General features: G+C 54.9%; 18 protein-coding genes. 10 read left to right on the forward strand and 8 right to left on the reverse strand.

The genetic code is table 11. From position 1 onward, the window contains the following. The first annotated feature begins 7 nt into the window (after nucleotides 1-7). Both HV832_RS14700 and mgtA read left to right on the forward strand, forming a co-directional pair. Entirely contained in the window at nucleotides 8-949 is a 942-nt protein-coding gene (locus tag HV832_RS14700) for an SDR family oxidoreductase (RefSeq protein ID WP_176804608.1), read from the forward strand. Nucleotides 950-1,131: 182 nt separating this feature from the next. Beyond that, nucleotides 1,132-3,897, forward strand: coding sequence for a magnesium-translocating P-type ATPase (mgtA, locus tag HV832_RS14705; RefSeq protein ID WP_176804609.1), 2,766 nt, complete (start codon nucleotides 1,132-1,134; stop codon nucleotides 3,895-3,897). A gap of 79 nt (nucleotides 3,898-3,976) precedes the next feature. Here mgtA and tfpB read toward each other — a convergent pair whose 3' ends face one another. The 3 genes from tfpB to HV832_RS14720 all read right to left on the reverse strand — a co-directional run bounded on the left by tfpB (nucleotide 3,977) and on the right by HV832_RS14720 (nucleotide 7,297). After that, nucleotides 3,977-5,755, reverse strand: coding sequence for a type IV pilus assembly ATPase TfpB (gene tfpB, locus HV832_RS14710; protein WP_176804610.1), 1,779 nt, complete (start codon nucleotides 5,753-5,755; stop codon nucleotides 3,977-3,979). A gap of 68 nt (nucleotides 5,756-5,823) precedes the next feature. Further along, nucleotides 5,824-6,645, reverse strand: a complete 822-nt coding sequence (locus tag HV832_RS14715) for a spermine/spermidine synthase domain-containing protein (RefSeq protein ID WP_176804611.1) — start codon at nucleotides 6,643-6,645, stop codon at nucleotides 5,824-5,826. 67 nt (nucleotides 6,646-6,712) lie between these two features. Further along, entirely contained in the window at nucleotides 6,713-7,297 is a 585-nt protein-coding gene (locus HV832_RS14720) for a DNA-deoxyinosine glycosylase (RefSeq protein WP_176804612.1), read from the reverse strand. A 155-nt stretch (nucleotides 7,298-7,452) separates the two neighbouring features. Between HV832_RS14720 and HV832_RS14725 the strand changes: the two genes are divergently transcribed. Both HV832_RS14725 and HV832_RS14730 read left to right on the forward strand, forming a co-directional pair. Beyond that, nucleotides 7,453-7,920: an outer membrane lipoprotein gene (locus HV832_RS14725; RefSeq protein ID WP_176804613.1), complete on the forward strand. Its 468-nt coding sequence runs from the start codon at nucleotides 7,453-7,455 to the stop codon at nucleotides 7,918-7,920. Nucleotides 7,921-8,042: 122 nt separating this feature from the next. Further along, nucleotides 8,043-8,549, forward strand: a complete 507-nt coding sequence (locus tag HV832_RS14730; RefSeq protein ID WP_176804614.1) for a DUF3016 domain-containing protein — start codon at nucleotides 8,043-8,045, stop codon at nucleotides 8,547-8,549. Nucleotides 8,550-8,765: 216 nt separating this feature from the next. Here the strand turns inward: HV832_RS14730 and HV832_RS14735 are convergent, their stop codons facing one another. Both HV832_RS14735 and htpG read right to left on the reverse strand, forming a co-directional pair. Continuing rightward, the gene (locus HV832_RS14735) at nucleotides 8,766-9,224 is read right to left on the reverse strand and encodes a DsrE family protein (protein ID WP_176804615.1); all 459 of its coding nucleotides are present in this window, start codon (nucleotides 9,222-9,224) and stop codon (nucleotides 8,766-8,768) included. 245 nt (nucleotides 9,225-9,469) lie between these two features. Next, complete coding sequence (gene htpG / locus HV832_RS14740; protein WP_176804616.1) at nucleotides 9,470-11,377, reverse strand: molecular chaperone HtpG; 1,908 nt, start codon at nucleotides 11,375-11,377, stop codon at nucleotides 9,470-9,472. Between the two features lie 253 nt (nucleotides 11,378-11,630). Between htpG and HV832_RS14745 the strand changes: the two genes are divergently transcribed. Both HV832_RS14745 and HV832_RS14750 read left to right on the forward strand, forming a co-directional pair. Further along, nucleotides 11,631-12,407, forward strand: coding sequence for a substrate-binding periplasmic protein (locus HV832_RS14745; protein WP_176804617.1), 777 nt, complete (start codon nucleotides 11,631-11,633; stop codon nucleotides 12,405-12,407). A 397-nt stretch (nucleotides 12,408-12,804) separates the two neighbouring features. Then, nucleotides 12,805-15,012, forward strand: a complete 2,208-nt coding sequence (locus HV832_RS14750) for a TonB-dependent receptor plug domain-containing protein (protein ID WP_317889342.1) — start codon at nucleotides 12,805-12,807, stop codon at nucleotides 15,010-15,012. On the opposite strand, the gene HV832_RS14755 is transcribed toward HV832_RS14750, so the two are convergent. The 3 genes from HV832_RS14755 to HV832_RS14765 form a co-directional block, all read right to left on the reverse strand. After that, nucleotides 14,906-15,457 carry a tautomerase family protein gene (locus HV832_RS14755; protein ID WP_176804618.1) on the reverse strand — a complete coding sequence of 184 codons (552 nt, stop codon included), beginning with the start codon at nucleotides 15,455-15,457 and terminating at the stop codon, nucleotides 14,906-14,908. The two genes, HV832_RS14750 and HV832_RS14755, sit on opposite strands and share 107 nt — an antisense overlap. 117 nt (nucleotides 15,458-15,574) lie before the next feature. Continuing rightward, on the reverse strand, nucleotides 15,575-16,948 hold the full coding sequence (cysS, locus tag HV832_RS14760) for a cysteine--tRNA ligase (RefSeq protein ID WP_176804619.1): 1,374 nt from the start codon (nucleotides 16,946-16,948) through the stop codon (nucleotides 15,575-15,577). Nucleotides 16,949-17,282: 334 nt separating this feature from the next. Next, nucleotides 17,283-18,704 carry an aminotransferase-like domain-containing protein gene (locus HV832_RS14765; RefSeq protein WP_223827350.1) on the reverse strand — a complete coding sequence of 474 codons (1,422 nt, stop codon included), beginning with the start codon at nucleotides 18,702-18,704 and terminating at the stop codon, nucleotides 17,283-17,285. A 205-nt stretch (nucleotides 18,705-18,909) separates the two neighbouring features. Here HV832_RS14765 and HV832_RS14770 point away from each other — a divergent pair, with 205 nt between their 5' ends. From HV832_RS14770 to HV832_RS14785, 4 genes are all read left to right on the forward strand, one after another. Then, complete coding sequence (locus tag HV832_RS14770) at nucleotides 18,910-19,212, forward strand: DUF2917 domain-containing protein (protein ID WP_176804620.1); 303 nt, start codon at nucleotides 18,910-18,912, stop codon at nucleotides 19,210-19,212. Nucleotides 19,213-19,390: 178 nt separating this feature from the next. Next, entirely contained in the window at nucleotides 19,391-19,987 is a 597-nt protein-coding gene (locus HV832_RS14775) for a LysE family translocator (protein WP_176804621.1), read from the forward strand. A gap of 77 nt (nucleotides 19,988-20,064) precedes the next feature. After that, nucleotides 20,065-20,958 (forward strand): DMT family transporter, encoded by an 894-nt coding sequence (locus HV832_RS14780; protein ID WP_223827355.1) that lies wholly within the window; start codon nucleotides 20,065-20,067, stop codon nucleotides 20,956-20,958. A 220-nt stretch (nucleotides 20,959-21,178) separates the two neighbouring features. Further along, nucleotides 21,179-21,637 (forward strand): RidA family protein, encoded by a 459-nt coding sequence (locus HV832_RS14785; protein WP_176804622.1) that lies wholly within the window; start codon nucleotides 21,179-21,181, stop codon nucleotides 21,635-21,637. Nucleotides 21,638-21,690 lie beyond the last annotated feature (53 nt).

A 21,690-nucleotide genomic window follows, 5' to 3' on the forward strand; every position in this document is an offset into this window, starting at 1 on the left:
TCCGGATATGAAAAAACAATTAAAAAAATGGGGCAGGCCACGCTTGCTGATTATCGGTTGCGGCGATGTCGGCATGCGCCTGTTGCCGCTGGTGCGCGATACCTTCCGTGTTTATGCCGTGACCAGCCAGCCGGCGCGTTGCGCCGAATTGCGCGCTGCCGGAGCCGTTCCGGTGGTGGCTGATCTGGATCAGCCGGACACCTTGCAGCGGCTGGCGGGGCTGGCGCATTACATTGTGCATCTGGCGCCGCCGCGTGCAGAAGGCAGCGGGGACCAGCGCACCCGTCATCTGACCGCCATTTTACCTGACCAGAGCCGCCTTGTTTATGTCAGTACGACCGGTGTGTACGGCGATTGCGCCGGAGCCAGACTGGATGAAACGCACCCGGTACGTCCGCAAAATGCCCGCGCCGTGCGGCGTGTCGCGGCAGAGCGATGGCTGCGGCGTTGGGCGCTGCAGTCGCAATCGCAACTGGCGATTCTGCGGGTGCCGGGAATCTACGCAACCGATCGTCTGCCGCTGGAGCGTCTGGAAAAGGCGACGCCTGCGCTGACGGAAGCGGATGATGTATACACCAATCATATTCATGCCGATGACCTGGCGCGCCTGATCCGGCTCGCTCTGTTCCGCGCCAGGCCGCAGCGGATCTATCACGCAGTCGATCACAGCGAACTGAAAATGGCTGAATATTTCGATCTGGTGGCCGACGCGATGGAAATGCCGCGGCCGCCGCGCTTGCCGCGTGCAGAATTGGCACAACAGGTTTCCCCGGTGCTGTTATCGTTCATGTCTGAATCCCGCCGTCTGGATAACCGGCGGCTGCATCAGGAATTGCGGATGCAGCTGACCTATCCGCAAGTCGCCGACGGCATTGCTGCCGCCCGCGCATTTTATCTGGAACGCCGTCGCAATCTGCCTTGTGGCTTTCGTTTTTCCTGGCAGACCTAGCGTCGGTGCACTGCTGCAGGTATCGGGATCGTGTCAGGTAACGGCTGTGTCACGGTAACAGTGAATAATGGGCCGTGGCTGCCAGTCCCGATGTTCTTGCCTTGCGTGGGATCGGCAGAAAAATACCGCAGCATGCTTTACCCGGTCTGGCCAGTGCTACCGGTTGACTGAATGAGAGTGTGATGAATCTGAATTTTCTGACAGAGACTTTTGGCCGCTTCATCCACGCCCATGGCATGGGGCATCATTTCCGGCGCTTCAGTATTCTGGATACTGTGTTTGGCGCGTCGGCTGACAAGGAGCTGCCTTCCGCGTTATCCGATCATTTGCAACAGGCTTCAGCCGCTGCGCCCGATGTGTTACTGCGCACGCTGGAAAGCCGGCACGACGGCCTGACCGATATTGAATCTGGTATCCGGCAGCAGCAATATGGCCTGAATGTGATTGACCAGCAGAAAGCCCTGCCGTGGTGGCAGCACTTCTGGAGCTGTTACCGCAATCCTTTCAATCTGCTGCTGACTGTGCTGGCGATCGTGTCTTACGTCACGGATGACATGAAGGCGACGATTGTGATCTCAGCGATGGTGGCGCTGTCCACGGTTTTGCGCTATGTGCAGGAAGCGCGCTCTAACCATGCCGCAGAAAAACTCAAAGCCATGGTCAGCAATACCGCCACAGTCATGCGGCACGATCTGGCCGAAGAAGCAGCGGCAGATGCCCGCAAGTATTTTGATGTGCAGCTACATCCGCACGGCGCCCGCCGGGTTGAAATACCGATGAAACTGCTGGTGCCGGGCGATGTTGTGGCCTTGTCTGCTGGCGACATGATTCCTGCCGATGTCCGTATTCTGACTGCCCGCGATCTGTTTGTGAGCCAGTCTGCGATGACCGGTGAATCATTGCCGGTAGAAAAATTCCCCGAAGATCAGGGACCGCCGTCAGCCAATCCGCTGGAGCTCGATAACCTGTGTTTCATGGGAACCAGCGTGGTGAGCGGTACCGCCACTGCGGTGGTGCTGGCGACCGGTGCGCGTACTTATTTCGGCACACTGGCAGAAAGAGTGACCGCGACTGACCGCGGTCCGACGGCATTTCAGGCGGGTGTCAATAAAGTCAGCTGGGTGCTGATCCGCTTCATGATGGTGATGACACCCGCCGTATTTCTGATTAACGGACTGACCAAGGGCGACTGGCTGGAAGCATTTTTATTTTCCCTGTCGATTGCTGTCGGGCTGACGCCGGAAATGCTGCCTGTGATCGTCACATCCACACTGGCCAAAGGTGCCGTTGTGTTGTCGCGTCAGAAGGTCATCGTCAAGCGGCTGGATGCGATCCAGAATTTTGGTGCGATGGATGTGCTGTGTACCGATAAAACCGGGACGCTGACGCAGGATAAGATTTTCCTTGCACGTCATACCGATGCGTTTGGTAAAGAGTCGGAAAAGGTATTGCAATATGCCTGCCTGAACAGCTATTACCAGACCGGGTTGAAAAACCTGCTGGACGTTGCGGTTCTGGAAAACATGAACAACAGAGCGCTGGATGCCGTCACCGGACGCTATCAGAAAATTGATGAAATTCCTTTTGATTTCAATCGTCGCCGCATGTCGGTGATTGTCGAGGAAAAAGATGACGGGCATCTGCTGATCTGCAAAGGTGCGGTGGAGGAAATCCTGGCTGTCTGCAGCGAAGTGGCGGTGATTGACGGGACGGAAAAGCTGATGCCGGATTTACTGACGCAGTTAAAGACTGTCACCGGTCAGTTGAATGGAGAAGGTCTGCGGGTGGTCGCCGTAGCAGCCAAACATCTGCCACCTGACAAGGTGACGTATAGCGTCAGCGATGAAAGCGACATGGTGCTGATGGGGTACATTGCCTTTCTCGATCCGCCGAAAGAATCGACCGCGCCGGCCATTCTCGCACTCAAAGAAAATGGCATCGAAGTCAAAATCCTGACCGGTGACAATGCGCTGGTGACCGCTAAAATCTGTCGCGAAGTAGGATTGCCGGTGACCGGTATGAAGCTGGGGGCGGAAATTGAAACGATGGATGACGCAGAACTGGCGCAGGTCGCGCAACAGACGACAGTATTTGCCAAGCTGAGTCCGATTCACAAAGAACGGATCGTGCGTGTGTTGCATCAGCAGGGACACGTGGTCGGTTTCATGGGCGATGGTATTAACGATGCGGCGGCATTGCGGGCTGCCGATATCGGTATTTCAGTCGACACGGCGGTGGATATCGCCAAGGAAGCGGCGGATATTATCCTACTTGAAAAAAGTCTGATGATTCTGCAAGAGGGCGTCATCGAAGGCCGCAAGACCTTTGCCAACATGCTCAAGTACATCAAGATGACGGCCAGCTCGAATTTCGGCAATGTGTTTTCAGTGCTGATCGCCAGCGCATTTTTACCTTTTTTGCCGATGCTGCCGGTGCAGTTGCTGGTACAGAATCTGTTTTACGATATTTCGCAGATTGCGATTCCGTTCGATCATGTGGATCAGGAGTTTTTACAGAAACCGCAGCATTGGGATCCTTCCGATCTGGGGCGCTTCATGGTTTTTTTTGGCCCTGTCAGTTCGCTGTTTGATGTGCTGACGTTTGCTTTGCTGTGGTTTGTATTTGCTGCCAACACGACGGAAGTGCAGGCGTTTTTCCAGTCAGGCTGGTTTGTGGAAGGGCTGCTGTCACAAACGCTGATCGTGCATCTGATCCGTACCCGGAAAATTCCATTCATCGAAAGCCGGGCTGCCTGGCCGATGCTGCTGACGACCGCGTCAGTCATGCTGGCAGGTATTCTGCTGCCGCTGTCTCCGCTGGGTTCTTACTTTAAATTCGTCAGCTTGCCGCTTGCTTATTTTCCCTGGCTGGCAGCCATGCTGCTGGCGTATATGGTTCTGACACAGTTGATGAAAAACTGGTATGCCCGCCGCTTTACATGGCAATAACAATCAGCGATATGGCAGAAATGGAAACGGCAACCGGTTCAGTTGCCGTTTGCCGTCATGCTATGCAGCTGTTTCAGTGTCAGAATAAGGCGGAAGTGACCTTCAGCACTTCCTCGATTGTGGTGACACCTTCCCGGATTTTGTCGGCACCGGCAATACGCAGAGGTTTCATGCCATCTCTGATGCTCTGATCGCGCAGGGCGTGAATATCGGATTCCTCGGTAATCAGTTTGCTGAAGGCTTGTGAGACAGTCAGCAATTCATAAATGCCGGTACGCCCCAGATAGCCGGTCTGGCGGCACTCAGGGCAGCCCACAGGACGGTAAGTGACGGTCGGTTTTGGCAGGGTGCCTTCGACCAGCGAATCCCAGATCACATCGGGCATTTCTGCATCGGCGGTTTTGCAATGCGGGCACAGGGTTCTGACCAGCCGCTGCGCCAGAATGCCGATCATGGTCGCTTCCAGCAGGTAGTAAGGCACGCCCAATTCCAGCAGCCGCATGATGGCGGAAGGCGCATCGTTGGTATGCAGGGTGGACAGCACCAGATGTCCGGTCAGTGCCGCCTGCACAGCCATTTCTGCCGTTTCCAGATCGCGGATCTCACCGACCATGATGATGTCCGGGTCTTGTCGCATCAGGGCACGGATGCCATCGGCAAACCCCAGTTCAATTGAGGACTGCACCTGCATCTGGTTGAACGAGGCTTCCACCATTTCAATCGGGTCTTCCACCGTGCAGACATTCACATCAGACGTCGCCAGCGCCTTGAGGGTGGTGTACAGCGTGGTAGTCTTACCGGAGCCGGTCGGTCCGGTCACCAGAATGATGCCGTGTGGTTTGCTGGTCAGTGCATCCCAGCGTTTAGCATCGTTATCCGGAAAACCCAGTTCAGGCAAGGTTTTCACTACGACTTCGGGATCGAAAATACGCATCACCATTTTTTCGCCGAACACGGTCGGCAGTGTGGAAAGACGCAATTCGATTTCCTGACCGTCAGCTGTGCGGGTCTTGATCCTGCCATCCTGCGGCCGGCGTTTTTCGATCACGTCGATCCGTCCCAGCAGCTTAATCCGGGCAATCATCGCAATCATGACGGTGGCCGGTACCTGATACACCTGGTGCAGCACGCCATCAATACGGAAACGGATGATGGCCATATCCCGCTTCGGTTCCAGGTGGATATCGGAAGCTCGCTGGTCGAAGGCAAATTGCCACAGCCAGTCAACGATGTTGATAACGTGCTGATCGTTGGCATCGACCTGTTTATTGCTTTTTCCGAGCTCTACCAGTTGTTCCAGGTTTTGCCGCAGACCGAGATCATTGTTGCTCGATTTACGGGCATCCTTGATTGATTTGGCAAGCGAAAAAAACTGCGCAGTGTACTGGGCAATCTCAAGCGGATTGGCGAACACAAGGCGGATTTCCTTGCGTGAAATGCGCGTGATTTCAGACTGCCATTCATCATTGAACGGATCGGTCGTCGCCACCACCACGGTATTGCCGATTGCTTCCACTGGGAGGATGTGGAAGCGGGTTGCATAGGTGGCAGACATCACATCAGAAACCGTGGTGAAGTCGATTTTCAGCGGATCAATGCGGTAAAACGGCAGGTTTACTTTTCTGGCTGTCCATTCGGTCAGCCAGTCCAGCGTCAGCAATTTATGCGGTGCTTTGAGTGACGTGATTTTGCATTGTGCTGCTGCCGTCAGCGGGTGCATGGCGGATGGTGCATTTTTCAGAATGCCCTGCGCTTCATTGAATTTGATTTTGGCATCTTCCTTGGCAATCAGCCCGTCCGCCATCATCCAGGTGAAAATCTGCTGCAGGTTCAGATGCCGGAGTGCTTTGGTATTCATATGTTCTGACTGGCGGTGAAATGATGCGTGGTTCGGGAAGATGGCCGTGCTGTGTTTCAGTAATCCGGTCAATCCGGATCGCAGGCTGCTTTCAGACCGTTGACCCAGGATTTGGCGGGTAATCTGGTCTGCATCCTGATCTCTTCAGCTCTGGTGTACAAGGTGGTGAAATCCAGCACAGAACGTTGTTTGAAAGCGACGGCGACTACGTTGCCGTCATGGACTTCCGGCAGACATAGCACATTATCAAAAGCATAGCGCAAAGCTTTCAGATTGCGCGCATAGCTGGGATGATCGCCAAACAGGTTGATGGTCAGGATACCATCCGGTTTGAGGCAGGCGGCGCAGGCGCGGTAAAACTCCGGCGTATCCAGCACCGGTCCTTTGGCTGTGGCATCGTAGAGGTCAACCTGTAAGACGTCGATGGTATCGCTGTTTGCTTCGTCGTTGACGAAATCCAGCGCATCCATTTCTATGACCTGCAGACGGTCATCGTTCGGCGGCAGTTTGAACATGCTCTCGCAAATAGCGATCACGGACGGATTCAGTTCGACCGCGGTGACCTGTGCCTGCGGAAACTGCCGATAGCAGAATTTGGTCAGTGCACCGGTACCAAGACCAAGTTGCACGATGTGCTGAGGCGCAGGTTGGAACAGCATCCACAGCATCATCTGCTGAGCGTATTCGAGTTCAATGGCATCGGGCTTGCGCAAACGCATCGCACCCTGCACCCACTCGGTGCCGAAATGCAGAAATCGCACCCCATCCAGTTCAGACAGCGTTACAGGAGCAAACTTCGGTTTGCGTGGTTTTTTAGCGGCAGTAACCGCTTTGGCCGGGCCGGAGCGGTAATTGCTTTCGGCTTCGATCGATTTTCGTTTGATAAGCATTGTGTTATTTTACCTTTTGCGCTTTGTGCAGAGCATTGATTCATGTAAAAGTTTGTCGCTGAATGTGTCAGTGCTGTCCCGAGTCTGGCGCTGCCTGTAGTGGTGGTGGCGCTGAATCATCGGCAACATGCCGCAGTCGTTGCCACTCAAGGCATTTCTGCCTAAATGATTTGCTTGCGTGTGCCGGTGACGATGAGGGCAGCACCAGCGTCTGAAAACCCTGTTCCCGGAACCAGCGTTGCAGTCGTGCCGCTGTTTGTCCGTTGAAGCAGACGCGCTGTAGCCGGGGGTATCGCTGATGCAGCGCGGAAAAATCATTCAGTTCGCCGTTACGGATCGCTGTATCCAGACTGCCTTGCCGCTGGCAATGCCGGAAAATGTCCCATAAGCCTATACCTTGCTGTAACAACGCCGCCAGTTTGTCCGGGTAATCGAGCGCAGTCAGGTCGCGTTCCACCACTTCTGACAACAGCCGCCAGAACTGATTATGACGAAACGCATAATATTGGCCGGCCAGCAGCGAAGCGTTGCCGGGAAAACTGCCCAGTATCAGGGTATGGGTATCTGCATTGATGACGGGCGGAAAGCCGGACAGTCGTTCGATAGTATTGTTCCGTGCCGCAGATGGCGCCTGTGCAGTAGCGTAAGTCATAAGGATAAACGGGTCATGGCAGATACAAGATGAAACAATCATGGCGCATGGTTGGCGATTTTTTTGTCAACCATGATGCCGGTGAAAGCGTTAGGCAGACACTGTGATCAAACGATAGAATGGTATTTTAATTGGAACACGGCAAGGAGATGGCAATGAAAAAAATCTGGATAACGGCAATGGCGACTTCAGTGGCAGCCGTTGTATTACTTGGCGGTTGCGCAACGCAATCGGATTCCGGCAGCGTTTATCGTTCCAGCCAGACGCAGAATGAGCAAAGCGTGCGTATGGGCTATGTTGAATCGGTACGCGAAGTAACGATTGATAAAGGGCAGACCGGTGTCGGCACTGCGGCTGGCGCTGCGCTGGGCGGTATTGCGGCCGGCTCCAGTGTCGGGCAGGGTAATGGCGCGATTGCCGCAGGGATAGTCGGCGCTGTCGCCGGTGGTATTTTGGGCCAGACGATTGAAAAGAGAAACAGCCAGCAGCGCGGTCTGGAAATCACCGTCAAGCTGGATAATGGTGATATGAAAGCGATTACCCAGGATGCCGATGAAATTTTCCGTGTCGGTGACCGCGTGCGTCTGCTGTCGAACGGTCGCACCACTCGCGTCACCCATTAATATGTTCCGGAGTTGCCTGATGCAACGATATTAAAAAAGCAGCCTTGTTAGGCTGCTTTTTTTATGTTTCAGAACGGCGCATAATGCAGATTGCGGTTGTGGCATTTAAAAGGAGAATACAGATGAACAGACGCTTATTGGCGATGCTATCAGTCGCGCTGCTTTCGCCGCTGGCTCACGCCGGAGAAGTCAGCGTGACCTGGTATGAGCCTGAAAAATATACCGATATCCGGCCGACCAATGAAACCCGTGAAGTTTTTCGTGACCGGGTGACCAAAGAACTGGGGCTAGTTTTTGCCGATCTGGCAAAAAAACTGCCGGATGATGTGAAATGGCTGGTAACGGTGACTGATGTGGATCTGGCCGGAGATGTGCGTCCGATGATGCACGGTGGCATGAATGATATCCGTATCATTAAGGATGTGTACTGGCCCCGGATGGCGCTTCAGTTTCAGATGACGGATAGCACTGGAAAAGTGATTGCTGAAGGTAAGGAAGACATCAAGGATATGAATTTCATGATGGGTATCCGCATTCCGTCCGGCAACACCAGTTTTGAATATGAAGAAAAAATGCTGCACGACTGGTTTAAAAAGCAGCAGCGCGATGGACGATTTCCGTCGAAATAATAATGGGTGTAATGGGCGGTGGGGGCTGCGTTCTGGAGCTGCCGCTCATACGCCGCATTACTTTGCGCATTCGCAGTGTCATCGCGTTCTGCCGGGTGCCATGAGATTGCAACTTTGCCAGCTCAACAAGTATGGCAAGGCACAGATCCACGCGCTGTGCCGGTGCACTCAATGCGCGAATCAAATACCGGATCAGATATCAGATCAGATGCCGGATCAGTTCATCGGATCAACTTTATACTGCTGTGTCTGCAGCCAGCCAACTTCCAGAAAACCTGCCGGAACCACATCTGTATCGGAAACTCCATTCAGGGTATGAAAGTCAAGGTTCATGCGTTTCAAAGTCTGGTCGCAGACCAAAAACTGCACACCTCTGGCACGTAAATCATTGACTGCTTTGGCGATGCCGTTATTCTTTTGAGCCAGTAATTCAAGCCCGGGGCCGTAATTGACGACCTTCACCGACAGGTGACCGCCAAATTGTTGCGCTGCGTTCATTGCATTCTGAATGTTCGCCAGTTTCAGTTGCCAGACTGAAGAATCGCCGCTGGTGACGGGAACCACAATGTTGACATCGCCATAGGTGGCATGTGTGATTTTCGGTTCAACATAACTGTCAGCACTGGCGATGCCGGAGAGTAACAGACTGCCTGCCAACAAGAGAGACTTGGTCATGTATTTCATCAGTGGCTCCATCAGATAAGACTGGTTGAAATGAACTGTCTGGCACGCGTCCCCGGCATGCCGTTCAGAGCGCCGGTCGGTAAGCAGACGGTTGTCTGCCGTGCAGTGTAGCACCGCGCTGCAGGAAGGAAAGGGGAAACAGAAAAGAAGCGGTGAAGCCGCCAATCCGGAGCATGGGAAATATCCGGACTGGCGTGATGAAAGGCTGCCGTTTTGCGTGCAGCCCGTTGGACAGGTCAGCGGCCCAGCAACATTTCGTTCAGACGTTTGACGAAACTGCTCGGGTCGGTCAGATTGCCGCCTTCTGCCAGCAAGGCCTGATCAAACAGGATGTGTGACCAGTCGTTGAATTTTGCTTCTTCGTATTTCAGTTTCTGCACCAGCGGATGATCCGGATTGATTTCCAGAATCGGTTTGGATTCCGGTGCGGCTTGTCCTGCGGCTTTCAGCATGCGCGCCAGATTGCCGGACAAATCATGTTCGTCGGCCACCAGACAGGCCGGCGAATCGGTCAGACGGAAGGTCACACGCACGTCTTTTGCTTTGTCGGCGAGTGCTGCCTTCATTTTTTCAACCAATTCCTTGAACTGGGTTTCGGTTTCTTCGTGCTGTTTTTTCTCGGCTTCGTCTTCGAGCTGGCCGAGATCAAGGCCGCCTTTGGCAACAGAAGCGAGTTCCTTACCTTCAAATTCGCTCAGGAAAGACAGCATCCATTCGTCAACACGATCGGTCAGCAGCAGAACTTCCACACCTTTCTTGCGGAAGATTTCCAGATGCGGGCTGTTTTTCGCAGTCGCATAGCTTTCTGCGGTCACGTAATAAATCTTGTCCTGGCCTTCTTTGGCGCGGGCGAGGTAATCTGCCAGCGACACGGTTTGCGCATCGCTGTCGTTATGGGTCGACGCAAAGCGCAGCAGTTTGGCGATGCGGTCTTTGTTGGCATGATCTTCACCGATGCCTTCTTTCAATACCTGGCCAAATTCTTTCCAGAAAGTCGCATATTTCTCATGCTTTGCCGCAGCGTCGTCACCCTCGGCATTGGCGAGGTCTTCCAGCATGCCGAGTACGCGCTTGGTCGAGCCTTCGCGGATTGCTTTGATGTCACGGCTTTCCTGCAGGATTTCACGCGAAACGTTGAGTGGCAGGTCGTTGGAGTCGATCACGCCTTTGACGAAGCGCAGATAGACTGGCATCAGTTGCTCGGCGTCGTCCATGATGAAAACGCGTTTGACGTACAGCTTGATGCCGCCGCGCTTGTTGCGATCCCACAGGTCGAACGGTGCACGCGCCGGGATGTACAGCAGTTGCGTGTATTCGCTGCGGCCTTCGACGCGGTTGTGCGTATGGCTCAGCGGTGCGCTGTAGTCGTGTGAAATGTGTTTGTAGAATTCGTCGTACTGCTCCGGCGTGATCTCGGATTTGCTGCGTGCCCACAAGGCGCTGGCCTGATTGACGGTTTCCAGTTCGTCTCTGAGCACCTGTTCTTTTTTCTCTTCATCCCACTCTTCTTTCTGCATTTTGATCGGCAGAGAGATATGGTCGGAGTAGGTACGGATGACGGATTTCAGTTTCCAGGCAGACAGGAATTCGTCCTCGCCTTCGCGCAGATGCAGGATGATATCGGTGCCGCGGCTGGCTTTGGCGATATCTTCGACACTGAAATCGCCTTCACCGGCAGATTCCCAGCGCACGCCTTCGCTGGCTGCTAAACCTGCGCGGCGCGATTCGACCGTGATGCGGTCGGCAACGATAAAGCCGGAATAAAAACCGACACCGAACTGGCCGATCATGGCGGCATCTTTTTGCTGATCGCCTGAGAGTTTGCCGAAAAATTCTTTAGTGCCGGATTTGGCGATGGTACCCAGATGCGCAATCGCATCTTCTTTGCTCATACCGATACCGTTATCGGAAATCGTGATCGTGCGCGCCGTTTTGTCGAAGCTGACTTTGATGCTGAGTTCAGCATCGTTTTCAAATAAGGCGGCGTTGTTGATCGCTTCAAAGCGCAGTTTGTCGGAAGCATCCGAGGCGTTCGAGATCAGTTCGCGCAGAAAGATTTCCTTGTTGGAATACAAGGAATGAATCATCAATTGCAGCAGTTGTTTGACTTCGGCCTGAAAGCCCAGTGTTTGTTTTTCTGACATATTTCCCTCAATAGATTCAATCGAATTCTGGCGCGCTGCGGATTGCTTGGTGGGAATAATGCTTGTTGCAATCCGTGCGTGCGTTCTGGTCGGAAATGCGGATGATCCCGGAAATTTCAAGACCTGAGCGTAAGCCGGTCAGTTGTCGCGACGGATGTTGCATTGCAAATTAAAATATAATTGCATTTGTATCATTCATTTTCTACATTGGGTTATGGTTGTGTTTTTTATCATAAATAGATGAGTTGTTCCAATGATTCCGCTCCGTCCTCTGTTGATGTGGAAAAGGCTGTTGCTGTTAGTGGCAACCATGCTGCTGATAGCGCCGTCCGCCGGTGCCGTGAATCTGTATCTGACTGATGTCGCGCCTTTTGCTTATCTGACGGATAAGGGTGGGCATGCCGATGGCATCAATATCCGCATTGCCCATGAACTGGAAAGGCGTACCGGTATTCCCCTGAACCTGATCATTGTGCCGACCGTGCGCCACCTGACGTTATTTGTCGCAGACAAAGAGGCATACAGCATTTCTCACAGGGAAAATTTTTCCGATACCGAGGGGCAGATTCTGGGCGATGTGACGCATTATCCGATCGTGGTGGTGGCGCGCACCGAAACACCGATTACCACGGTGGACGACGTGATTCATCTGTCACAGCAAAAAGGGATAGGCATGATGCGACGCATGACTTACGGTACTTTCGGTCAGGATGAGCGCATCCGGAAGGTGGAAATCAGTACGCTGGAAAACGGGTTGCGGATGTTGCAGGCGGGGCGCATTTCCGGCGTGATCGGCAGCCTGCCGGCCTTGCAGGCTGCTGCGAAAAAGAATGGCAGCGACCTGCAAGCCGAACCATGCGTGGTCATTACTCATGGCGCGCATGTGCTGCGGGTGCGTCCGGCTTTTGCACAGACCAATACATCCCGTCAGTTGTCTGCCGCATTGGCCGCCATGCATGCGGATGGGTACATTAACCGTGTGGTGAGCGACTTTCTTCAGCCATCGAAGCATATGCCTTTGGTTGAATAAGTCCGTCAGACGCTTTTTACCTGTTTTTCTGGGAAATATACTGGGGGGGTATATTAAAAACCCTTTTAAAATCCATGATGTTAAGACGAATTCGGACAATACTCCCCTATTTTTTGATTTATCCTCGAAATTTTCCCTTCCGGCATCGCTGACTGACATCGTGCCGCCGCATCCTTTTTCCTGAGAGATATTGCTTGATTTGCCATGCATTTGCTGAATAATTGTCAGCCTGATCATTTTTTCGGAGCAAGGGTTTTGCATGATGCCTGCCGTTACGTTGCTTATGCCGATTTCACTGATTTCCCCGTTCGTTTTCAAATTTGCTTCCGGAAGTTTTTTCAGACCGGTTTCAATATGGACTTTCACTTCCTTTGACTGCCGGGCTTTGAGGGGAACCGTGCGGCTCCGGCTTGCCGGTCAGACGCCATCCCGCGTGGTGAATGGCGGGCGTATTGCATTATTTGCCGTTCTGGCAGGACACGCTTTCGTGCCGGCGTATGCCGGAACGGACCCGCAAGAGCAGCAAGGCTCCGTGCAGACCGTGGAAGTCGCCGCATCTGCCAGCGAGAATCAGCGCCGTGATGCCAACGTGGCGCGGCTCGTGGTCGGGCGTGAGCAGTTGCTGCAGTTTGGCGATACAAGCTTGTCCGACGTGCTGAAACGCCAGCCCGGCGTTTCGGTGGTCGGCAACGAATTGCGTCTGCGTGGCCTGGGCAATGGTTATACCCAGATATTGCTGAATGGCGATCCGGTGGCGCCGGGCTTCACGATCGACAGCCTGTCGCCAGAGCTGATTGAGCGCGTCGAAATTTTACGCAGCCAGACTGCCGATAGTAGTGCTCAAGGCATTGCCGGCAGCATCAATATCGTGCTGCGCAAAGGCATTCACAGCGCACAGAAAAACGGAAAAGCCGGCATCACCGAATCCGGCGGTCACTGGTCGCCACAAGCCAGTCTGGAGCTGGCCGACAAGTTTGATAACGGTCTGTCGTATTCGCTGAATCTGGCCGTCATCCGCAGCCACAGCGGCGCGGAACCGGTCACGTCGGAACGTATCAACGATGCGGCGGGAAATCCGGCAATCCTGCGCGCATTCCATGAGCACTATCAGTTCGATACCGACAAAATCAGTGTCGCACCGCGGCTGGTCTGGGCGCTGCCGGCAGGCGATCAGCTGGCCTGGCAGAACTGGCTGGACTATAGCCGCAGCCACATGGCCGGCGCCAATACCGAAACCACTCTGCAAGGCAGCAGCTCGGACTATCCGCAAAACGATTACCGCTTTGCCGCCGATATCCTCAGCTGGCGCAGCGATCTGAGCTGGATGCACCGGTTCAATGCCGGCATGAAGCTCGATACCCGGCTGGGCGGGCAGTACAACCAGCGCAACAGCGATTATTATTTTGATGGATTTCCGGCCGGTATCAGCACGCCATTTATCCGTAACGTGGTGTCCGATGCCATCGACCAGAATCTGATCAGCAGTGGCAAACTGCTGTATCGCCTGAATGAGCTGCACAGCCTGGCATTTGGCTGGGATGGCGGGCTGATCCGCCGTAGCGAGCAGCGTCTGCAATACGACCGCAATGTGCCGGACAATCCTGCTGGCAGCGCCGGGTTTCTGGATGAGAACTACCGCGCTGACGTGCGGCGGCTGGCGCTGTTTGCGCAGGATGAATGGGAGTTCAGCCCGCGCTGGCAGGCTTACATGGGACTGCGCTGGGAAGGACTGCGCACCGTCATCACCGGCCGCACGATCACTGAAACGCAGACCCGTTCCAGCGTCTTCAGCCCGGTGTTCCAGACCTTATGGAAGTTGCCCGGCACCGAAAAAGACCAGTTGCGCTTTGCCATCTCGCGCACCTATAAAGCACCGGAAACCCGGAACCTGGTACCGCGCCGCTATACCGTCAACAATGACAATAATCCTAATAACTCCGACTTTCAGGGTAACCCGCACCTGCTGCCTGAACTGGCTTGGGGAGTTGATGTCGCCTATGAGTATTACTTCTCCGCGCAGGCCATGTTCAGCCTTGCCGCTTTCCTGCGCCGGATTCAGAACGTGACCACCTATACCTTGTTCCAGCAGGACGGCATCTGGATCACTACGCCGGACAACCGTGGCCGGGCACAGGTCTATGGACTGGAAATGGACAGCCGGTTTCCGCTCATATTCTGGTTCAGTCAGGCACCGGCGATCGACGTGCGGATCAATGCAGCGCGCAACTGGTCGCGTCTGGACAGCGTGCCCGGCCCGGACAATCGCCTCAACAATCAAGTGCCGCTGACTGCCAATCTGGGGCTGGATTACCGCCGTAGCGAAACCCATACGCTCGGCATGAATTTCAATCTGCAGACGGCTGGCCGGGTACAGGGTTCTGCGGTACTCAGCACCTACAAAAGCGTGAGCCGCACTCTGGACTGGTACAGCCTGTGGAAACTGAGAAAGGGAACGCAGATCCGGCTGTCCGTCAGCAACGCCCTGCATCAGCCAGTGATCAGCGGCCAGACGTATTTCGATCCGGAAACACAGGCCAGCATGCAGCGCACCACCCGGACACCCGGTCAGAGCAGCGTGAAGCTGGTGTGGGAGCAGGCGTTGTGAGTATGGTTGTGCCGCATCCGAAGATCAGCGACAGAAACCGTTGATTTTCGGATGCGGATTGAAGCTTATGGTGAATCAACCGGCCACCGCCGAAAGACCAGTTTTCCCAAGACGTTTCTTTGAAACACACCATAACCTCTTCAGGGTGCAGGCCCAGAAGTGACAGATCTGCCATGAGTCCTGACAGCAGCTTCTTTTTGACTTTGACGCTGCGGCCGACAGACCAGAGAATTTCAATTAAAACGAAATTCTCCGTTCGCACAGACGTCAGATCCGGATAGACCGGGTCGTAGCGAAAATTTTCTGCATCCAGCTCAATGACGCGTTGAAACTTGTCGGTTACCGGAACACCTGATGCCACCAGTGCAGCATGTACAGCGTCCAAAACGCCGGTTTTGAAAGCGACAGACTTGGGATGACGAACGGTTAGCGTAACAAGCGGCATCAAGATTCTCCAGAAAAGATGTGTTAGTGCAGCGCGGGTGATGACTTGACATCTGGCTTATCGATTTTCTCGTTTGTCAGGATGACCGGTGCAGCGGCAGGAGATGCCGCGTCCGGGTTACAGGCGCTTGATATTCATGCTGCCAGCTTTGTCTTCGACTTCAAAACCGAGCGCATGTAATTCAGCGCGCAGGCGATCGGCTTCTGCCCAGTTTTTCGCTGCACGGGCGGCCAGACGTTGCTCGGCAAGGCTTTGCACTTCGGCCGGAATTTCCAGCGCACGCGGTTCCCAGTTGGCGAGACCCAGACCAAACACACGATCAAATTCGGTAACGGTTGCCTTTTTATCGGCATCGCTGAGATCTGATTTCAGCATTTCCCAGACCAGTGCCAAGGCACGCGGTACGTTCAGATCTTCGTTCACAAACGCAGTGAATTTTTCTTTGAACTCTGCATTCACGCTGCCACCGGCAGGCCACGCATAAAACGTGTCACGCAGACGTTGCAATGCTGTTTGTGCAGACTGCAAAGCCTCAAAACTGAATTGCATCTGGCTGCGGTAATGCGCCGTCAGGCACAGATAGCGATAGGCGAGTGGATCGATATGCTGATCAAGCAGGGTTTGCAGACGCAGGAAATCGCCGCTGGATTTCGACATCTTGCCGGAGTCAATCTGCAGGAAATAACCATGCATCCAGAAGTTCGCCAGACGGGTGCCGTGGCAAGCCTGATTCTGCGCAATTTCATTACTGTGATGAATCGCGATGTGGTCTTCGCCGCCGCAGTGAATATCGAACCACGGTGTCAGATATTTGGCCGACATCGCCGAGCATTCGATATGCCAGCCCGGGAAACCGCGTCCCCACGGACTGTCCCACTCCATCTGGCGCTGCTCGCCTTCCGGACTGAATTTCCATAAAGCGAAATCGGTCGCATGGCGTTTTTCACCCAGCTCGACGCGGCTGCCTGCCTTGATCGCATCGCGTTTGATACGGGCCAGATAGCCGTAGTCATCCTGCTTGCTGGTGTCGAAATAAATACCGTCGCTGGTGCGGTAGGTATAGCCGTTTTTTTCGATGCAGGAGATGAAATCAATCTGCTCGGCAATGTGGTCAGTCGCCTTGCACCAGATCGCTGGTTCCAGCACGTTCAGGCTGTTCAGGTCGTTCTTGAAAGCGATGGTGAAACGGTCGGCAATCTGCCATGCTGATTCACCGGCTTTGCGGCTGCCTTTTTCCATTTTGTCTTCACCGTCGTCGCCATCGGATACCAGATGGCCGACGTCAGTGATGTTGATGACGTGGCGCACGGTGTAGCCGTTCCACTCGAGTGTGCGGCGCAGTATGTCTTCAAACAGATAGGTGCGCAAGTTGCCGATGTGTGCGTAGTCATACACGGTCGGGCCGCAGCAATACAGTCCCACCCAGTCATTGCGCAAAGGGGTGAATGGGCGCAGGCGGCGTTCCCAGTTGTCGTAAAGCTGTATGTCCATCGTTTTTTTTGCCAATAGAGAGAAGAAGGAAATCGGTGCGCGATGGAGGAACTCACATCGGCGGTCTTGCGGGCAGGTTCAACAACAGCAACAGACGGGCGGCACGGAAACCGGCAGCGCGCCGGTCCGGAAATGCAGAATGTCTTGTTGAGTTGGCATCGAAGTTGTGTTGAACGTCGTCAGAACAGGGTGAGAATGTAGCATATTCGCCCTGTTTGTCCTAGAGCTGCTGCCGGCGACAGGTGATGCCGGCCGGCAATCGCAGGACAGGACGATGTCTGCATATTCCCCGACTGCCGCTGCCCTGCGGCCGGGGTTGCCGGGCAGGGTGGCGTCAGCGCAATTCTTTTTTGAGAAATTCCCAGACGCCGGGGTCGGACATGGCGGCAATGTTGATCCGCATCTTGGTGGACGGGGTCTGGTGCGGTGAAAACAGGCTGCCCGGCGCCAGCAGAAAGCCTTGTTCCATTGCTTTTTCAGTCAGCCGGTTGGTATCGGTACCGGTTTCGGTCCACAGAAACATGCCGGCAGGGGTGCGGTAATCCACTTTCATGCCGAGTTGCTCAAGGCGTTTGGTGATGTCGTCACGCACACTGTCGAGTTTCACCCGGATGCGGTCCACGTGTTTGCGGAAATGCCCTTCGGACAGGATTTTGTAGACCACCCGTTCGCCGATTTCGGTGGTGGTCAGGGTGGACAGCATTTTGCGGTCAGCCAGCCGCACCGCCAGTTCCGGCGAGGTGGCGATGAAGCCGACCCGCAGGTTGGCTGCCAGTGTCTTGGAAAATCCGCCCAGATAAATGACGCGACTGAGCTGGTCCAGCGCCGAAATCCGGGTGGCGGGCTGCACGGCGGGGCCGGGATGCATGTCGCAATAAATATCGTCTTCCACGATCATGAAATCATGCTGCTCGGCGGTTTTTAAAACCTGAAAGGCTTTGGCGGCCGACAGCGAGGTCGAGGTCGGGTTATGCATCACGGAGTTGATGATGTACAGCTTGGGCTTGTGGATCGCTGCCAGTTCTGCCAGTTTGGCGACGTCCGGGCCATCGTGCAGACGCGGAATGCCGATTACTTTGGCGCCGAGGATGGCAAATGAGCCGAACATCAGGAACCAGGCCGGGTCATCGACAAAAATGGTGTCGCCGGGCTGGGTGAATTCACGCGCCACCAGATCCAGCGCCTGTGTCACGCCGGACGTCATCACGATCTGCTCCGGTGCAGCGGCGATTTCGAGTTCGGCCAGTTTCAGTTGCAGTTGCTGGCGCAGCGGCAGAAAGCCTTGCTGAGTGCCGTAATGCAGCAGCAGATTCTGATTCAGGCGGCTGATGGCGCGCAAGCCGTTGGCGACCAGTTCGCCATCCAGCCAGTCATGCGGCAATACGCCGGAGCCTGGCATTTTCTGCGGAGGCAACTGCCGGAACATATTCCGTACCAGCCAGACCACATCGAGTTGCTGCGTGCCCGGTATCAGCAGCGGCGTGGCAGGAGACGGATTGAGCATGGAAGCGCGTTCGCGGACAAAAAAGCCGGCGCCGCGGCGGGATTCCAGATACCCCTTGGCGACCAGCCGGTCATACGCTTCGACCACCGTGAAGCGGGACACGGACTGCTCGTCGGCAAACTGTCGTATCGAGGGCATGCGCGCGCCGGTGCGCAGCAGTTTGTCGTCGATCCGGTTGGCGACCGCTGTCACGATCTGTTCGACCAGCGAATCGCCGGAGTCGCGGGAGATAAAAAAGGCAGGAGTCTGCATGACGGATCTCTGTGGTACTGAAAACATGGTGACAATCGCCATTCTGCGTGAAGGCAGGTGTATTGGAAAAGTTACCATAACAGTGTGATAATTATGTCTTTGAGTGTACTGGTACTGTATTGGTTTTTCCGTTTAGGATAGCACAAACACTGACTAAAAAGTGAGCAATCCATGTTGCAGCACACAAACCTTTTCGGGGGATACCATGCGGATCATCGACACCAGTACAGCACTTGATTTACAGAGCAGGGAAGTTCTGTCTGTCACGGCGGCGCAGCCTGTTCTGCTGCAACTGCAGTCGGGGTTGGTCTGGATTACCGTCACGGATGACGAAAACGATTACTGGCTGGCCGGCGGTGAGCATCTCCATTTACCCGCCCGGCGGCACGTGGTGATCGAGGCCGATGCGCTTGCCAGCCGTCTGTTGCTGACCCTGTTACCGCAACCGGAAGCCGCCGGTGTGCTGCCAGTTGCCGCTGTGCCGGCCGTGCTGGAAGACCTGGTCTGATACCGGGAAAAAATTAAAAAACAGGGAGTATCCTTAAAAATATACCTGATATCCATGTAAAAAAAGGACTTTTTAAAATACTCCCCCTGAGTATATTTTTATTTCAACGATCCCGGAAACGGGCTGTGCCGGTTGCGGCGCAGGTTTGTCTGAACCGTATCCAGAATGGAGTTGGATTGTGCCGCTGACTGAATTTATCGCTTTTTCTGTTTTCGCCTGGATAGGCTCATTCACGCCCGGCCCGAATGTGGCGATTGCCGCCGCGACCGGCGTGAACCATGGCGTGCGTGCCGCATTGCCGCAAGTCATGGGTGTGCCTTTCGGCTTTGTCTTCATGATGTGGCTGGTCGGCATGGGCGGTGCGGCGCTGCTGCAGGGTTCTCCGGCGCTGGTCTGGGGCATGAAGCTGTTGGGAAATGGCTATCTGTTGCTGCTCGCCTGGCGTCTGTGTTTTTCGGCGCAACTGTCGGACAGCCAGCGGATGCAGCCGATGACTTTGCTGCAGTCGGCGCTGTTTCAGGTGGTCAATCCCAAGGCGTGGATGATGCTGGTGGCAGCCACTTCCATCTACGCAATCGGCCAGCAGAATTTCATGCCGCGCATGGGCTGGATGAGTCTGGGTTTTGCTTTGCCCAGCGCGCTGAGTCTGTTGCTGTGGGCATGGATGGGACAGCAATTGCGGGAATGGCTGCAGGTCGGGCAGCGTTTGCGGCTGTTTAATCTGGGTATGGGGATGTCGCTGGCGGCCACGGCTATCTGGATGAGTCTGTTATGAAATATGATCCGGAGACAGAATTGTTGCTTTCTGCGCAATCTGTATCGCCTGCGTCTGTTGCCCTGCCTGCACCGCTGATGGCGGCCGACAAAGAGGCGCCAGCCCGGCTGGAATCGCATGGCATGTGGCTGGGTCTGGCCGGTGTGATGATTTTTAGCCTGACGCTGCCGTTTACCCGGCTGGCGGTGGCCGAATTGCCGCCCTTGTTCGTCGCCTGCGGACGGGCGGTGGTGGCGGGGCTGCTGTCGGCGGCCTTGCTATGGCAGCAAAGAGTGACGTTTCCCGATGCGACGCAATGCCGCGCGCTCTTGTTGAGCGGAGCCGGCGTGATTCTCGGATTTCCGATCCTGACTTCGATGGCGATGCAGGCGGTTCCTGCGACGCATGGCGCCATCGTGCTCGGCATTTTGCCGCTGGCCACGGCGCTGTTTGCCGCTCTGCGTTTCCACGAGCGTCCGTCTGCCGGATTCTGGATCATGGCCGTGTTGGGCAGCAGTCTTGTGGTTTGGTTTGCCTGGCTGCAAGGCGCGGGACACTGGCACTGGGCTGATCTGGCGCTGGCAGGTGCAGTGGCCGCCGCCGCTTACGGTTATGCGGAAGGCGGCCGGCTGTCGCAGACTATGGGCGGCTGGCAGGTGATTTCCTGGGCGCTGGTGCTATTGCTGCCGTTGAATTTGCTGGTCACTGTCTTGGTTGCGGGTTCGCATGTGATCCGCGCCTCGCCGCTGGCCTGGGGTGGCTTTGCCTATGTGTCGGTATTTTCGATGTTCATCGGTTTTTTGTTCTGGTACAAAGGGCTGGCGACCGGCGGCATCGCTCGGGTCGGGCAGATTCAGCTGTTGCAGCCGTTTCTGAGTCTGCTGGGAGCGGCGGTGCTGCTGGGTGAACCACTGAGCTGGATGAATGCCGGATTCGCAATGGTAGTCATGGCAACCGTGGGTGTAGGACGGCAGATGAAGATTCAACGGTAGTAACGCTGAAAAGCTCGCGCAGACCGAATTAAATCCGTGATACCAGTTGAATTTAGGGGTGTTAATCGGCAGTGCGCGGGCTTACAATAGAAGGCTTGATTCCCCGGAAGGCACGGCTCTGCGGGCAGTCGTCCGCGGGAAAGAACCGGATAATAACAATTAATTTTTCATTGACCGATGGGTTATCAGTGAGGGCTGATGGCCATTTTCAGGAAATACCATGTCTATTTACCAAAAACTTGAAGAACTGAAAATTGAATTGCCAACCGTTGCCACACCGGCAGCGGCCTATGTGATGTTTGCGCAGACCGGCAATACGGTTTTCCTGTCTGGTCACATCGCCAAAAAAGACGGCAAGGTCTGGGTCGGGCAACTGGGCAAAGATATCACCACCGAAGAAGGCCGTCAGGCTGCACGCGCGGTGGCGATTGATCTGGTGGCGACTTTGCGCGCTGCCTGCCACGGCGATCTGACCCGTGTGAAACGCATCGTCAAACTCATGAGTCTGGTGAATTCCACACCTGATTTCACCGAGCAGCATCTGGTGACCAATGGCGCTTCCGAGTTGCTGGTGGAGCTGTTTGGCGAACAGGGCAAGCATGCCCGTTCCGCATTTGGCGTGGCCCAGATCCCGATGGGCGCTTGTGTCGAGATTGAATTGATCGCCGAGATTGCCTGATTGATTCATCCATGTAATTTTTAAAATACCTTGCCGATGAAGGCATGACTTCC

Source organism: Cognatundibacterium oligocarboniphilum (assembly GCF_013377855.1).
In the GTDB taxonomy this organism is placed as follows: domain Bacteria; phylum Pseudomonadota; class Gammaproteobacteria; order Burkholderiales; family Burkholderiaceae_D; genus Undibacterium; species Undibacterium oligocarboniphilum.

What these genes read in the sequence shown, in the direction of transcription:
- HV832_RS14765 (WP_223827350.1), bottom strand. Translation starts at nt 18,704, where the DNA reads ATGCAGACTCCTGCCTTTTTTATCTCCCGCGACTCCGGCGATTCGCTG.
- HV832_RS14700 (WP_176804608.1), top strand. Translation starts at nt 8, where the DNA reads ATGAAAAAACAATTAAAAAAATGGGGCAGGCCACGCTTGCTGATTATC.
- HV832_RS14725 (WP_176804613.1), top strand. Translation starts at nt 7,453, where the DNA reads ATGAAAAAAATCTGGATAACGGCAATGGCGACTTCAGTGGCAGCCGTT.
- HV832_RS14735 (WP_176804615.1), bottom strand. Translation starts at nt 9,224, where the DNA reads ATGACCAAGTCTCTCTTGTTGGCAGGCAGTCTGTTACTCTCCGGCATC.
- HV832_RS14785 (WP_176804622.1), top strand. Translation starts at nt 21,179, where the DNA reads ATGTCTATTTACCAAAAACTTGAAGAACTGAAAATTGAATTGCCAACC.
- HV832_RS14780 (WP_223827355.1), top strand. Translation starts at nt 20,065, where the DNA reads ATGGCGGCCGACAAAGAGGCGCCAGCCCGGCTGGAATCGCATGGCATG.
- cysS (WP_176804619.1), bottom strand. Translation starts at nt 16,948, where the DNA reads ATGGACATACAGCTTTACGACAACTGGGAACGCCGCCTGCGCCCATTC.
- HV832_RS14715 (WP_176804611.1), bottom strand. Translation starts at nt 6,645, where the DNA reads ATGCTTATCAAACGAAAATCGATCGAAGCCGAAAGCAATTACCGCTCC.
- tfpB (WP_176804610.1), bottom strand. Translation starts at nt 5,755, where the DNA reads ATGAATACCAAAGCACTCCGGCATCTGAACCTGCAGCAGATTTTCACC.
- htpG (WP_176804616.1), bottom strand. Translation starts at nt 11,377, where the DNA reads ATGTCAGAAAAACAAACACTGGGCTTTCAGGCCGAAGTCAAACAACTG.
- HV832_RS14720 (WP_176804612.1), bottom strand. Translation starts at nt 7,297, where the DNA reads ATGACTTACGCTACTGCACAGGCGCCATCTGCGGCACGGAACAATACT.
- HV832_RS14730 (WP_176804614.1), top strand. Translation starts at nt 8,043, where the DNA reads ATGAACAGACGCTTATTGGCGATGCTATCAGTCGCGCTGCTTTCGCCG.
- HV832_RS14745 (WP_176804617.1), top strand. Translation starts at nt 11,631, where the DNA reads ATGATTCCGCTCCGTCCTCTGTTGATGTGGAAAAGGCTGTTGCTGTTA.
- HV832_RS14755 (WP_176804618.1), bottom strand. Translation starts at nt 15,457, where the DNA reads ATGCCGCTTGTTACGCTAACCGTTCGTCATCCCAAGTCTGTCGCTTTC.
- mgtA (WP_176804609.1), top strand. Translation starts at nt 1,132, where the DNA reads ATGAATCTGAATTTTCTGACAGAGACTTTTGGCCGCTTCATCCACGCC.
- HV832_RS14770 (WP_176804620.1), top strand. Translation starts at nt 18,910, where the DNA reads ATGCGGATCATCGACACCAGTACAGCACTTGATTTACAGAGCAGGGAA.